The organism is Capnocytophaga leadbetteri (assembly GCF_003054025.1).
Lineage (GTDB): Bacteria > Bacteroidota > Bacteroidia > Flavobacteriales > Flavobacteriaceae > Capnocytophaga > Capnocytophaga leadbetteri.
In genome coordinates this window covers 57,546-72,240 of record NZ_QBKG01000007.1, presented here as the reverse complement: position 1 = coordinate 72,240, position 14,695 = coordinate 57,546, and the positions used below count along the sequence as shown (strand labels likewise).

General features: G+C 32.8%; 9 protein-coding genes. 2 read left to right on the top strand and 7 right to left on the bottom strand.

What is annotated here, in order from left to right; genetic code table 11:
- Positions 1 to 93 precede the first annotated feature (93 nt).
- Complete coding sequence (locus C8P65_RS07425; RefSeq protein WP_107782254.1) at positions 94 to 1,374, top strand: glycosyltransferase family protein; 1,281 nt, start codon at positions 94 to 96, stop codon at positions 1,372 to 1,374.
- A 223-nt stretch (positions 1,375 to 1,597) separates the two neighbouring features.
- On the opposite strand, the gene C8P65_RS07420 is transcribed toward C8P65_RS07425, so the two are convergent.
- Entirely contained in the window at positions 1,598 to 2,860 is a 1,263-nt protein-coding gene (locus C8P65_RS07420; protein ID WP_107782253.1) for a site-specific integrase, read from the bottom strand.
- Positions 2,861 to 3,308: 448 nt separating this feature from the next.
- Here C8P65_RS07420 and porV point away from each other — a divergent pair, with 448 nt between their 5' ends.
- Positions 3,309 to 4,409 (top strand): type IX secretion system outer membrane channel protein PorV, encoded by a 1,101-nt coding sequence (gene porV, locus C8P65_RS07415; protein WP_107782252.1) that lies wholly within the window; start codon positions 3,309 to 3,311, stop codon positions 4,407 to 4,409.
- A 75-nt stretch (positions 4,410 to 4,484) separates the two neighbouring features.
- Here the strand turns inward: porV and C8P65_RS07410 are convergent, their stop codons facing one another.
- The 6 genes from C8P65_RS07410 to C8P65_RS07385 form a co-directional block, all read right to left on the bottom strand.
- The gene (locus C8P65_RS07410; RefSeq protein ID WP_107782251.1) at positions 4,485 to 9,089 is read right to left on the bottom strand and encodes a hypothetical protein; all 4,605 of its coding nucleotides are present in this window, start codon (positions 9,087 to 9,089) and stop codon (positions 4,485 to 4,487) included.
- A gap of 30 nt (positions 9,090 to 9,119) precedes the next feature.
- Positions 9,120 to 10,778, bottom strand: a complete 1,659-nt coding sequence (locus C8P65_RS07405; protein ID WP_107782250.1) for a hypothetical protein — start codon at positions 10,776 to 10,778, stop codon at positions 9,120 to 9,122.
- Positions 10,779 to 10,785: 7 nt separating this feature from the next.
- Complete coding sequence (locus C8P65_RS07400; RefSeq protein ID WP_107782249.1) at positions 10,786 to 12,138, bottom strand: PKD domain-containing protein; 1,353 nt, start codon at positions 12,136 to 12,138, stop codon at positions 10,786 to 10,788.
- A gap of 188 nt (positions 12,139 to 12,326) precedes the next feature.
- Positions 12,327 to 13,382 (bottom strand): hypothetical protein, encoded by a 1,056-nt coding sequence (locus C8P65_RS12265; protein ID WP_245887365.1) that lies wholly within the window; start codon positions 13,380 to 13,382, stop codon positions 12,327 to 12,329.
- A gap of 1 nt (position 13,383) precedes the next feature.
- Complete coding sequence (locus C8P65_RS07390; RefSeq protein WP_107782248.1) at positions 13,384 to 13,692, bottom strand: chaperone HtpG; 309 nt, start codon at positions 13,690 to 13,692, stop codon at positions 13,384 to 13,386.
- Positions 13,676 to 14,695, bottom strand: a complete 1,020-nt coding sequence (locus C8P65_RS07385; RefSeq protein ID WP_107782247.1) for a hypothetical protein — start codon at positions 14,693 to 14,695, stop codon at positions 13,676 to 13,678. The genes C8P65_RS07390 and C8P65_RS07385 overlap by 17 nt, the downstream gene beginning before the upstream one ends.

Sequence of the window (14,695 nt, the reverse complement as noted above, 5' to 3'; positions counted from 1 at the left end):
TTCAGCCTAATTTCGGGCTATCTACGATTAATCTATAATGTATATTATGTAAAATAGTGAAGTAGAAAAGAGGGCTTTGCCTTAATAGCATATATGAAAAAAGTATTAATCATAACTTACTACTGGAAACCTGCAGGTGGCCCTGGAGTACAACGATGGCTGAAGTTTGCCAAATATTTGCGCGACTTTGGCATTGAGCCTATAATATACACTCCTGAAAATCCTACTTATCCGCTTATTGATGAGGCTATAGCAGATGATCTGCCGGAAGACCTACAAATTATCAAGCAGCCTATATGGGAGCCTTACGGCTTAGCATCGCTCTTTTCTAAGAAGAAAACCCAAAAAATTAGCGCTGGTATTATACCTCGCAAGAAAGTATCGGTATTAGAAAAGCTGATGCTGTGGATACGTGGCAATCTGTTTATACCCGATGCGCGCAAGTTTTGGGTAAAACCCTCAGTGAAATATCTCGCTGCTTACATACGCGAACAGCATATAGAAACGATTATTACCACTTCGCCCCCCCATAGCGTGCACTTAATAGGTTACCAACTAAAGAAACAATTACCTTATTTGCAGTGGATTAGCGACTTTCGTGACCCTTGGACTACTATTGGTTATTACAAAGACTTGCGGCTAACCCGATGGGCTGATGCACGTCAGCATTATTGGGAAAAGGAAGTGCTACAACTCTCAGACAAAATAATAACGACTAGTTTTAAGACTAAAAGAGATTTTCAGAAGCTGACTGATACCCCTATAACGGTGATTACCAATGGTTATGACCTTGAAACAACGGTAACCCCTCCCCTATCAGAAAAGTTTCTTATCGCCCATATAGGTTCGCTATTATCTGACAGAAATCCCAAAATACTATGGAAAGTATTGGCTGAAATGGTGCGTGAAGTACCCCATTTTGCTGAAGATTTTAGCCTCTGTTTTGCAGGTAAGGTAAGTGAAGAGATAGAAGAGGAAATTCATAATCAGGGGCTTACCCCCTATTATACTTATAAGGGATACATAAGTCATCAGCAGGCTGTACAATTGCAGAAATCCTCGCAGGTACTGCTACTCATAGAGATAGATTCGGAAGACACTCAGGGGATTATAGCCGGTAAGCTATTTGAATATATAGTTTCGGGGAGACCCATTATAGCCATAGGCCCTAAGGACTGGGATGTGACCCCTATACTTACAGAAACACAGACCGGCACCTTTGTAAGCTATGAGGATAAAACCCTGCTGAAACAACAATTAGAGGCTTATTACAAACAGTTTAAGGCAGGCACCCTTAGCACAACTCCCCAAGGCATAGAACGATACAGCCGAAAAGCCTTAACAGAGCAATTAGCAAGGCTGATAAATAATTAATAGCAAGATTTATAGTATAAAAATAAGGGACTAAATGCAATATTTAGTCCCTTATTTGTGGAGAAGATGGGACTTGTTCTCAATATCAATAAGGTTTAATAAAATACAAAATATCTAATTTTCAGTAAGTTACAAAAAATAAAATATCAATAAAGATTAATAAACAACAATGAACACAAGTATTTTTAGTCCCTACTTTTTTAATATGGGACTAAAATAAATACTATAATAAATTAAATTTTGACATTGCATTAGCTTTAGTTTCATCGGCTATATCAATATAGGGTTTCATAGCTTTATAATCACTATGTCCTGTCCATTTCATTACTACTTGAGGTGGTATACCTAATGAAAGTGCATTACAGATAAATGTACGTCTTCCTGCATGCGTACCTATCAATGCATATTTAGGAGTTACTTCATCAAAGCGTTCGTTTCCTATATAATAGGTCTCTCGAATTAATTCATTAATACCTGCTAGTTCAGCTAGTTCTTTTAGGTACTCATTCATTCTTTGATTAGTAATGACAGGTAAAGCTCTTCCTTTGCAGTCCTTATAGTCTTTATATTTATCTAAAATAGCCCTACTATATTGATTTAATTCTATTTTTAAACTATCACTTGTTTTCAGTGTAGTCACTTCTATAAAATCATCTTTTATATCATTTTTCTTTAGGTTTTCAACATCTGAATAACGTAGTCCTGTAAAACATTGAAACAAGAATACATCACGCACCCTTTCAAGGTATTTCTTTTGCTGAGGGATTTGATATTCTCTAAAATGTTTAAACTCTGTAGGAGTTAAGAAGATAATCTTTTTTTGAGTGTTTTTTAACTTAGGTTTAAAGCTCTCAAAGAAAGTGTTAGTATTATATCCTTTCTTATAACTCCATCGTAAAAACCATTTCACAAAGGATATATTTTTTGTAACAGTAGCATTCTTAAATTTTAGTTCTCCTTGTAAATAACTAAGATATTCAACTAATTTTTCTTCGGTAAATTTTTCAAACGTAAGTTTAGGGTTAAAATTAAATAAATGTTTTTTTATAACGCGAAGTTTCTTTTTGGTGCCAGCTGTCCACTGATTAAAAGTCCCTTCCTCAGCCATAAAATCATCATAATATTGAAAAAATGATTTTTCTAATACTACTTTTTTCTCCCTTCCAACATTAGAATTAAAAACAGATTGGAACTCCTCTTTAGTTGGTATTACATTTTGTACTTCAAAATATTTTATAGCATCTTCACAGGCTTGTTCAAATTGTTGCAACTTCCTATTAATTATATTGGCAGGAACTTTCTTTTTTCCGTGTGTTGTATTAGCTTTACATCGTTGAGTATCTTCGCTCCATTTATCTATATCTACACGATACCCTATATTAAAAGCGATAATATTCCCTTGCCACTTTATGCGATAACGTACACGGGCATCAGGTTTGTTTTTTTCTTTATCTAACAGAAATTGACAATGGTATTTTGATTTCATATTTATTGTTATTTTCTAACTTACACCTCTATTTTGCTTATTATACAAAAAAACTTTATTTCTAAAATATTGCACTACAATATTCCAATTGTTAATATTACAGCTTTTATAAAATAGAAATCATAGGTTGCTATAATACTCGGTTATATACTCTATCTATTGTTGATTTACCTAAATAAATTTAAGTATTAAGATAACATTTTTAGAAATTAAATTGAAATACTTTTAAATCTAAAATACAAATACATTTCTATTTGAATTGCAAATATAGAAATAAAAAAGGAACTAAGATATAAATTATTTTTTCTTTTTTTTTTCCTGTAAGAAAACGTTTTTTCATTATTCAAAATCACTAAGCAAACAGTATATCTTTTATCAATTTTAAATAAAACTATTAGAGGGTATATCAAAAAAGTGTAATTTTGCAAGATAAATATTTTTATCAACGATGAAGTATAAAAAACATTTAAAGTTCTATGCGCTTATAATCTTACTAAACTGGTTTAATAGTTTTTCACAAGAGAAAGAACATCCTATTATTACAGCATTTCCTTTTTTACTCATAAGCCCTGATGCTATAGCCTCAGGCAGAGGAGATATAGGGGGTGCTTCTTCTCCTGATATTTTCTCACAATATTGGAATTCATCAAAATATGTTTTCTCTCTGCCAAAATCAGGGATAGGAATGAGTTATACACCTTACTTAAATAAGTTATCACGTGATATTTTTCTAGCTAATTTGAGTTATTATAGAAAGGGGAACAGAAGTGCTTGGGGAGGTAGTTTTCGTTATTTTAGCATAGGAGCAATCCAACAGACTCAACTTTTCGGGAGTGAGATATACCGATTAGGCAGTTTTTTACCGTCAGAATGGCTGTTAGACTTGTCTTATAATCTGAAATTAAGCGAATATTATTCGATGGGAATTACGGCTCGTTACCTGCATTCTAATTTGCGATTACCTACAGAAGAAAAATCTACTGCACAAGGGATAGCTTTTGATATTTCAGGTTACTATACTTCTGAAAAACATCTTATAGGTAATTATTTGGGAAATTACTTATTTGGATTTCAAATTTCAAATATAGGAAGTAAAATAAAATATGAGGATTTAGGACAATCGTTTTTTCTACCTACAAACTTTAAAATCAGTGGAAGTTATACTCTATCTATAGATAATGAGAATGATATTTCTTTACTTTTAGAACTCAATAAATTATTAGTTCCTTCTGATACACAAAAACATAAAAAGACTGATTTTCTAGAGGGTATTTTTACTTCGTTTACAGATGCTCCCAATGGTTTTTCCGAAGAGATGCGAGAAATTTCTTGGGCTTTAGGGTTTGAATATAGCTATTTACAACACTGGTGTTTGCGTACAGGCTATTTCTATCAGCATAAAAACAAAGGGGATAAAAAATATTTTACTATTGGCACAGGCTTTAATATGCAACATTGGCAACTTGATTTTTCTTACCTTTTTTCTACTGTTTCAACGGTTAATCCCTTGAGTAACTCTCTTAGAATTTCATTACAGTACATTTTTTAATTACATTTCTCTTTTGATAATATTACAAAAACTCCTGCAAATAACAGGAGTTTTTGTAAAAATAAAGGAGTTATACTAATCATCAATAGGATTTTTAAACATCTGTAATGCTTCTGATGATTTTTTATCACCTGGTAAGGTATATGTAAGCTTGATATAATAATCACCTTTTCTCATAGGTGTAAAAGTATTTTTTAGAAATTGATGGGCAGGGCTTGAGAAAGATATCATTCCTTTGCTTACATCATTAGAAATTTGATTGATAATATCTACAAAATCCATCTTATAAGCCAATGCTAAATCATATTGATATGGAAAGTAATTATCTACTCCTTGCGAGAAAATTTCATTTTGTACACTAGTTAGGTAATGATTATCAATAGAAATTGCCTTTGAGGGTATTTGTCCCCACTCTTTTGTATCTCTTCTTAATTGATATTTTCCAGCAATTGGTAATTGGCTATACAAAGTAGGATTTATGTATTGTTTAAAATAAGCATCCTGTAAAGTAGCTTCTACTGCAATTAGAGGTTTTTTCTTAGAGTACTCATTACCTACAAGGTCTACTACTTCAAAAGGTTCTGATTTTTGAAGGTTATTAGCAAGAGAAATTACATCAGAGTAATGTATAATAAAGTTGTAATAAGAAACTTTGATAGCTTTTATTTTTTCATTAAACGTTTTATACTTACTAGTACTAAAATCATACGCTAATCGTTCTATTTCGCCATCTTTACTTAATGATTGAGCTTGTTTTTGTAAAACCTCATAATCATTACCCTCTTCCTGAGTTCTCTTTACATTTTCAGTAACTTCTCTCTTCTCATCTTTTGCATTAGTTTTTACAAGTTTACTGAAAAAGCTAACTTTATAAGCTGACTTTGTTTGTATTTTAGGCATAGCGAAAGTAATCTCATTAGCATCATTGTTATAAACAAATGCCACCTCTTGTGCTTTATGAGTTTGATTATCTATAATTTTCACTCCATTTTCCCATTGATTACCTTCAAATAGATAGTCTTGTCCTTGTTTAAGTTTTACATACCCTTGTTCAAACTCATCTTTTAAGAAAAATTTTTGTGATACTACGGGGTAAGCATATTCTATATTTTGTAATGGAATATAATTAGGAGCTGTACCTGTTGTAAATGTGCGTTCTTCAAGTTCTTTAGCTACTTGTCCGTTTTGGGTGATAGGTCTGAATATACCTCCCTCTTGTTTTTGGAAGCTAACTTCTACTTGCACTTTAAATTTCTTTTGAGGAGGTAAAATATCTTCAGGAATAAAGTTAGCTCTATCTTTTAAGTGTGACCACTCTAATCTACCTTTAACTTGTTGATTTTTATCATCAAGGACATTAAATTTTTCAAGTACTACTCTATAAGTACTTTTTCCATTATCTTCTGGAATTTCAAAAGGTTCATTTACTTTCATTGAAAATGTAGCCTGAGGTACAGCAAATACATCTACATCATTACTATTATTTTTAGGAGATACATCGGCGATGAGCTTCATTCCTTCAAAAGCACCAGCTGCTCCCCCGAAGTCACATTGTTCACCTATAGTTACTTTGAAATTGAATTTTCCTTTGATAAGTCCTCCTAATACATTCATTTCACCTCCTACATAACCTCGCAACCATACAGGATTAGGCAATTTAGCTTGCATTAATACAGCTGCTCCAGCTGAAATGATAGGGACTCTCATATTAACAAAAAGCAATTTTACACGCACTCCTAATTCACCTTGCAAATAGGCATAAGATTGTCCGTTAGCATACCAACCATCTATACCTACCTGTTCCCCTGTATTTCTACACGCTGCTTCTCCATAATTCTTAAGCATTATATCATATCCAACACCTGCTTTGAAATTAGCATAGAAAATTAGGAATGATAAATCACCAGTATCTATACTTAAATCTGAACCAAAGGCAAAACCTCCTGCATTAGCTAATGCATTTTCATCCCGCATATAATTGAGTTCCTGTGCTTCTACTCCTAAAATACTTGCTACATTGGCAGGAGGCGGTGGAGAAGCAGGTAATTTTGTACCTGTCATAAGATAAGAAGTCGTTCTAAGCGAAACACCTGCTACCCCCATTTTTATACCTATTCTATCATCAGGTGTACCAATGTGTAAATACCAATCATTAGGGTCTTTATGAAAAACAGCCCATCCTGCTCTACCTCCTTCACCTACACCTGATATGAACCCAGCATTGATATACACATCAAGAGTACCGTGCGTAGTTTGATTGGCTATATCAAACTGAATAGCTGTCTTAAATTGAATAGTAGCCTTATTATCAGCAGTAGTAGGTATTGCTTTTTCAGCAAGGGGTAAGAAGCGTTTTTCAAAACTACTGCGTTTTTCATTATTAGTTTCTAAACCTAAGAAGGCTGCTTTATTTTCTAAACTCTTTGATACTTTTGAAACTAAATTCTGTATGTTTTCCATTCCTGGAATATTAGCCAAAATATTTCCTTTTCCATAAATAGCAGAAAAATCTAATCCTCCATTTTTGTTGAATAACATTTCAAAAGCAGCTTCTCCATTGAAAGCCTTGTCTGAACCTATTGCAAAACTCACTAATGCTTTTAGTCCTAATCCTCCTTCTTGATAAGGTTCATACGTAAGTCCTGAGGGAGAAAATTCAGTAGGGGCAGCGAGTGCATTTCGTTTCATATTGTAATAAGCACCGCCTCCAAAGCCATTGATAAAATAGCCTGTTGAAATCTTAGCACTAGCATCAAAATACCAATATCTAAATTCTTTTTTTCCGAAAATAGCTTTAGCTTTTACCTCACAAGCCCCTTTGATTTCTACTTTTAAATCGGCATTAAATCCGTTACCATATATAGGGTGATTTTCGAGTAAATCAAGCTGACCATCCATAGAAAATCCACAAAAAGAACCTTTTATAGCTATAGCTGAAAGGTCTAAGCCTTTGAATTTATAGTTGTAGGTATGATTTTCTGAAGTTAGCTCTCCTAAAATACCAATATTAGCTCGAGCAGAAAGTTCACTTTTATCCATTAGGTTTAGTGCTACATCAAAATACACATCCGCTCTATTATCTAAAGTTCTCACTTCTATACCTTTGATACTTACGGGAAAATTACTAAAAGAAGCATCATTTTTATACCCCATACTTCCTACTGAAATCATAGGAGAAATGGTTTGCAATTTCAAGTTTTCAAAAGTAATTCCTTTAAAATCTACAATATTATTTGCCTGCTGATTTTCTTGTGTTTCTTTTTGTACTGTTTTGTTGGCAGCAAAGTTCATATTACCGTGTAAAACAGCTTTAGGAATAAAATGATTATTTTCTACTTTGAACTCTATGGAACTATTTTTATAAAGAGAGGCTTTAGCTTGCCAAAGGTCAAATTGTATCTCATCAGTTGTTATTACATTTAAACTATATTTTTCCTCTGAAATCAACCCATTGTATTGCAAGCCCAATTGCTCTATATTTTTGTTTTCAGAAGCATTGGTAATAGGGAGCAGTATTTTTCCATTAAAATTAGCTTTTACAAACTCACCTGTTTCTATTTGTATCTCAATATGGTCTAATGAATATGCCCAAGCATTATTTTTATCAGTAATACCTTCTTTCAAGGGGAATATATTATCTCCAGAAAAGACCCCTGAAACACCAAACTTATCAATGATAAGACCTTTAGCTGAAAATTCAATACGCTTTCCACTTTCAGCTGTTGATTTTGTTTTAAATTCAGAAGGAAGTCCTATTGAAAAATTATCAATATACACTCCTTTCCAACTCTCTTGTGCTGGAAATAACAAACCTTTGGTGTTGTACACATTAGGAAAAACAACAGAAGGGTCATTTTTTATATCACTTACATCAAGTACAGCTTTTGAGACTAAAAACTGAAAATTGCCATTGTAGTCTGTTCCATTCTGTTTTTTAGCCAATACAAAAGGAGAGAGAGATACATTCATTATCAAGTCATTCCAAGCAGATGCTGTAATACTAAAATCACCTCTTACTCTGTTAGGAGCTTCTATAACACGTCCATTAGACAAAGTTACTGCTACGGTTTGTTTAGCTTCATTCACTATTCCATTTTCTATAGGGAGAATGAGCTCTCTTGAGAACTCAACGGCTCCTGATAGGTGAAACTCTTTAAACCCATCACAGTCTATTATTGCATAAGTTAAATCTTCACTTTGTCCTGTTTCTTTATTAAAACCTCCGTAAAGAGTAAGTTGCCAAGCATCTTTATGGATAGGAATAGCTATGTCGCCGAGCAAAGCTAATTTGGCATCTCCTATGATACCTCCACTGTGAGAAAGTTTGACATTGTTTGCTCCAAAAAATAAAGAAATAGGACGACCATCCTCTCCTTTTTGAGGAATATCTACTTTAGCAAATACCTGTAATTCAGTATAGTCAGAATGTAGTTCTGCCTTTATAATCCCTATTGAGTAGGTAGCATTATCACCTCCCTTACGAGTTTTTATACCAATAGGTAGAGAGGTAATATTTTGAGAAGATAAATTATCTACCCACAATCCTTTCCTTTCTATTTTCTGCATTTGTTGAGCAGCATTCTCAGGGGTAAGGTCATTGTTATTAGTATTCTGCCCCAAGAGTAAAGAACACCATAGACTAAAAAAAACAAAAGATATAGATGAAAATATATTTCGCATTGTATTCTATTTTTTTAAGGTGAAACCATTTTAAAAACTATAACTATAATTTACATTTAGTGTTATATCTTCAGCTGATTTTTGCTGAGAACTTCTAAACATCTGCATTCCATAAAATGAAAAATTGTGCTTTTCAAGCAGTACATACGATACATTGCACTTGATTCCTAAAACACTATTCCCTAAGGAATCATTCGTTCGATTATAAAGAGTTCCTAAACTTGTATTAAGTTTATTTTCGAAAAACTTTTTGGCTACTGTAACACTTCCTCCATAAAAATTGGTACTATCTCTACCCACTTTATTTTGAGTGTAGTTAGCAGAGGTATTCACATTCATTTGCAGAGAAGAAAAGCTAATGGTATGAGCTGCATTATAATTTTGCACTAAACTAGCTTGCCCTCTACCTATAATACCTCCTTGTTCATTGGCTTGTCCTGCAATAGAATAGTTGAAATTAACATTCTGATTTTTATCTTTTCCAAAAACATAATTCATATTCACATTTCCGTTTTGAGAAAGCTGACGATAAGTAAGTGTATCGGCAGGATTCATATTCGGGTTGTTGATATAATCGAACTCGTTTAAACGACGGTTAGTAGTGGATGTAAAATTAGAGTATGAACCTGATACGTTTAGTTTTTCTGAAATCTTTGCGTTTACATTAGCACTTCCTACTAATCTCACAGCTGTTTGATTTTTCTGTTCTTTTAAATTGTCGCGTTGGTATCCTAATTGTGTGGTAATACTCACTCTGTCTTTGAAAAACGGACGGGCAAAGGTAAGAGAGATATTCTCCAAATCATTATTGAAATACATAGCTCCAAAAGTACGATAAGTAGGATCGATATTCTCGTATACAATTCCTACATTTGCTTTTCCTATCAGATAGTTTAAATGAGCATCAAAAGCCCTACTTTTGGAGGTGGAAAGCAAATAGTCTAATGAATTATCCTCAGCTCTAAGAGGGGTCTTTTCCTGAATGATAGAAAGCGCATATTGTACTTCTAAGCTCAAGTTTTTTATAAAAGTTGTAGCAAACTTTAACGTATTAGCATAATTAGACTTAGGAGAAATATCAGTAGGATGTTCTAATGAATTTTTAGCATCCCAAGCATATAAGCTACTGTATTCTACCTTATATTTTTCTTTGTCAAAATTGACCTTTATAGCTGAACCATATCTCTCAAAAACTGCTGCTTGCCCTATATTTTTATCTTCTTCTACCGCTTTGAGTAAGCGTCCTCCCATTGTACTAAATTTCAACGCTCCTTTAGGTGTTAATTCTATTCCTACTCCACGAAAAGGATGTCCGTTGAGCGTATAAGGAGAGTAAGTGAGCGTGTGGTCGCCTAAGTACAATTTTATCCATTTGTATTTAGGAGCAATACTAAATCTATTAAAGTCAAAAGGGACTTTATAGTTCAGAGCATTTCCTTGATTGGTAATAGAGTAACTCACTGGCATTGAAAAGGTAAGAAAACTAAAATTCAAACTTCCTGTAAGCATATAAGTAAAGGTACTTTTTTCAGCGGAAGAACTGAAAAACATAGCATCAGCATTGATGCCTCCACTTACTTTAAACTTTGTATCTTTAGTCATTGCCTCTATGTCTAAATCTTGTGCATTGCTACCAAAAGATATACATAAAAGTCCTCCCAAAAGCATATACTTTAATAATAGTTTCATTATCTATTTATTTTTGAACTTTTATATCACACAAAATATATGAATTTTCTGCACCTTTGCTTACAAATTGCTTTATTTTGATAGCTCCTTTTCTACCATCGTGGGTTTGAAATAACACTATTCGAGGCAGCGTATTGGTAAATGCTTGTGCTCCCGCTGCCGAATGTGTAATGGAAAGTGCACGTAAAGGGGTATCATTTGTCATTGCATTGAAATTTTCTTCAGTAAAATTGAGCCCGCAATTACATATTTCTTGTGAATTGACAAAAACAGTTGTTTTTGCTCCTGTAATAGGAAAGAAAGCATATTTTTGTGCCTCAGTTGGAGATACAAATTTATTGCTTGTAAAAGTAGGGCTACCTCCTTGAAAAACTATATCTATCAAAGGCGCATTTTCAGCTGTAATATCTTTAGAGAAAAAAGATTTCTTCAGTTTTGTGGAATAGAAAGCTGCTACTTTTTCGCTGTTATGGGCGTAATTAATTCCTAATTTCACATTTTCTAATACATAAATACCAGTATCAGGATATACTGTAATTTGTTTCTGTAAAGTTTGAGTTGTTTTACCATTAGAGGCTACAAGTATTATAGTATAAGTACCAGCATTAGTATAGGTTACTTTAGGATTTACTTCAGTAGAAGTATTAGGAGTGCCACCCTGAAATGTCCATTGATATGAAATAGCATTTTCAGTTCTATTTTGCAAGGTGATATTTACAGGCACTTGTAAATCCTCATCCTCAATAGGTGTCTGCCAAGAAAAAGCAGGTTTAATAGCAGGTTTTACCTCTACAAAATCTGAAAAGGTTTGACGATCATACCCATTAGAAACTTCTAAAGTTATTTCGTGTTTGCCTTCTGTAGAAAAGACCACTGTAGGAGGTGTTTTACCTTCAAAAGTTTCAGGGATGCCTCCTTTAAAAAGCCATTTATAAGTGAGGTTCTCTCCCTGAGTAGTATTAGTAAACTGCACCGTTACAGGAGGGTAGCTATTCATTACAATCTCTTTTGTAAAGCTTGCTTTTTTGATAGCATCTTTTATTGTGATAGTTTGCTCTTGAGTATCTGATTCTTTATATTCGTTAGTAACTGTTAGCTTTACTTTGTATGAGCCGTGTTGTGTATAGAGCACTTCAGGAGATTTTTCAGTAGAGGTACTAGGCGTACCACTTTCGAACTCCCACTGGTAATGCTCTCCCCCTGAAGAGGTGTTGTTCATCTTTACATAAACGAGTACTGATTCATCGCCATTTTTAAAACTCATTTGAAAAGAAGCCTTTACAGGAATTTCTGTCTCTCGATAACAAGAAACTACTACAAAAGCTATTAAACAAATGGTAAAATATCGGTATAAACTCATAGTTATTGTTTTTTGATTTTATTTGTTATTTCTTTTGTCCGTTCTAAAATTAGTTAGTCCGTAGATTTTCAAAGAAGTAGTAAGCTACTTTCTTTGTTTATTGTATATCTTTAGCCTTTGCTTTTAAGACTTATCACTGTAATCTTATTTCAGGACAAGACGCTTTATATTGTCCTAAGTTTTGGTAGTTATTCTTCTCTTTCAAAAATGTACAAATTATCTTTTATATCTTTGATATACAACTTATTACCACTCATATATAAGGGTTGGGGGGCAACTAAACGATTGCGAGTAGCTTTTCTTTCTTCAAAAGGAAGAAGTTCGTATTCCCATACTAACTTTCTCGCCTTGTAATCAAAAATACCTATCCAACCTATCCCTCCATATTCTTTATGTTTAGAACCTAAAAAGGTGAAATAATCACCTTGAAGGAGAGGGGTGTAAACAGACTCATATTGCACCATTCCTTCGGGGTCTTCCTCGCGAAAATTATATTCTTCTTTTATGGCAAATATTTGAGTATCTATAATGGTAACCATATTATATGACATACAATACAAATTTCCGTCTTCTTGTTTTATATAAATGTATCCAAAAGCTTTGTTTAAATGATAATTATATTTCTCATCTGTTGTATGAGGAGAGGCTACTTTTTGGACTTCCCCTGTCTGTATATCTAAGGCAATAAGTCGACCTAAGTTGGTTACTATCCATAGATAATTGTTAGTAATGCCTAAAAATTCTCCGATTCTATCCTCTTCATCAGGATAAGGAGAACCGCCTAAGGAAGCAATGGTAAATTGCCAAAGAATTTTATCTTGAAAATTTAGCTTTAACACTTTATTTGTGTCATAAGCAAAACCGCAATCTTCTGCTATTATATTAAAAAAGTAACTTGATGAAAATAGATTTTTGAAAGATAAATCTTTATAATAATATATGTCATTTTCATCATCATATATCAAGATATTATCTTTTAATGCTGTTATTTGCTGATTTTCTTCTATTTGTGTTACTTCTCTTGTGTTTATGTTGTATGAAAAGCTACCTTTCTCTCCCCATTTATTGAAAAGTATAGTATCTTTCATAAAAAAATAATCTGAAAGACCTTTTAAGCCTATAAGTTCATTATTCATAAACAATATATGCTCTTGCAATTGTTTTCCTGAATCAAAGAACAAAAAGTTGTCTTTTAAGAAATAAGTAGACACATTATTGATAGTGGAAATTTTTGAATATTTCATATTACTTTGTTATTAAAATTGAATCAAATAGCTTGTAACTTTTGTTATCTATAGAGTTTGTAAAATCTTTCAGTGCTTTCTCTCTTTTACTATTATTAAATAATGTGGTTCTTAAATTTTCATTTTTCCAGATTATTTCAAAAACATCATTTATTTCTTTTTTAATAGCACTTTGTAATCTTTTTACAACATCCTCTCTAGTAACACCTCTACCTCCTTGTTGGATAATATATAGCTGGTCAAAGTTATTAATCTCTCTTAAATATGCTTTATATTGCCCTAAGTTTTTGAAGCTATTCTTCTCTTTCAAAAATGTACAAGTTATCTTTTATATCTTTGATATACAATTTATTACCACTCATATATAAAGGTTGGGTAGCCGCTAAGTGATTGCGAGTATTTTTTCTTTCTTCTTCAGAAATGAGTTCGTGTTCCCATACTAATTTTCTCGCTTTGTAATCAAAAATACCTATCCAACCAATACCCCAATGTTCCTTAGGTTTAGAACCTACAAATGTAAAATAATCTCCTTGCAGTAAAGGGTCAAATATAGATTTATATTGTCCCATATTGGGGTCTTCTTCTGAAAAGAAGTAACTCTCTTTCACTGTAAGTGTTTGAGTATCTATAACTGTCCAACCGTTTGAAGCGATAGAAAAAATATTTTTAGTAACTTCATCTAACTGAACGCCAAAGCAATCAGTATGGTATTGTACATTTCCTGTTTCAATATCTAAGGCAATTAAACGATACAAATTGGTATAAACCCATAGATTTCCGTTTGCAATACCTACTATTTTATCTATTCTATCCTCCTCATCAGGATAAGGAGAATCCCCTAAGGAAGCAATGGTAAATTGCCAAAGTGTTTCTGTATCGGTATTGATACGCTTTATCTCTCCCTCGAAAATATCATACGCTATAATGATATTTTTTTCTACATATAGCTTATATGGGATATACTCTTTGAAAATTAGCTGGTTGATTTCTAAATCAAGAATATTGAAGTAATTTTTGTAATCTTTTTTATCAAGATAATACTTCCAAACCCATTTATCATTAGAAGGAGATAATAAATCTGCTTTTTCAATAGTTTTTAAAAGTATCCCATCTTGCCATATTTTTAAACACCTTGCTCCATCTACTGTGAAGATTTTTTGACCTATTGCTATTATGTCTAATGGTACTTTTTCTAAAGGTATAAAGACCTCATTAAAAAGTATTCCTTTAGTAGGTTCATCTACTGAATACACCTCTGTTTTTGGGTCAAAAGCTTTTACTTTTTGGATTTCTTTTATTTTTCTAAACTTCAT

What these genes read in the sequence shown, in the direction of transcription:
- C8P65_RS07425 (WP_107782254.1), top strand. Translation starts at nt 94, where the DNA reads ATGAAAAAAGTATTAATCATAACTTACTACTGGAAACCTGCAGGTGGC.
- C8P65_RS07420 (WP_107782253.1), bottom strand. Translation starts at nt 2,860, where the DNA reads ATGAAATCAAAATACCATTGTCAATTTCTGTTAGATAAAGAAAAAAAC.
- porV (WP_107782252.1), top strand. Translation starts at nt 3,309, where the DNA reads ATGAAGTATAAAAAACATTTAAAGTTCTATGCGCTTATAATCTTACTA.
- C8P65_RS07410 (WP_107782251.1), bottom strand. Translation starts at nt 9,089, where the DNA reads ATGCGAAATATATTTTCATCTATATCTTTTGTTTTTTTTAGTCTATGG.
- C8P65_RS07405 (WP_107782250.1), bottom strand. Translation starts at nt 10,778, where the DNA reads ATGAAACTATTATTAAAGTATATGCTTTTGGGAGGACTTTTATGTATA.
- C8P65_RS07400 (WP_107782249.1), bottom strand. Translation starts at nt 12,138, where the DNA reads ATGAGTTTATACCGATATTTTACCATTTGTTTAATAGCTTTTGTAGTA.
- C8P65_RS12265 (WP_245887365.1), bottom strand. Translation starts at nt 13,382, where the DNA reads ATGAAATATTCAAAAATTTCCACTATCAATAATGTGTCTACTTATTTC.
- C8P65_RS07385 (WP_107782247.1), bottom strand. Translation starts at nt 14,695, where the DNA reads ATGAAGTTTAGAAAAATAAAAGAAATCCAAAAAGTAAAAGCTTTTGAC.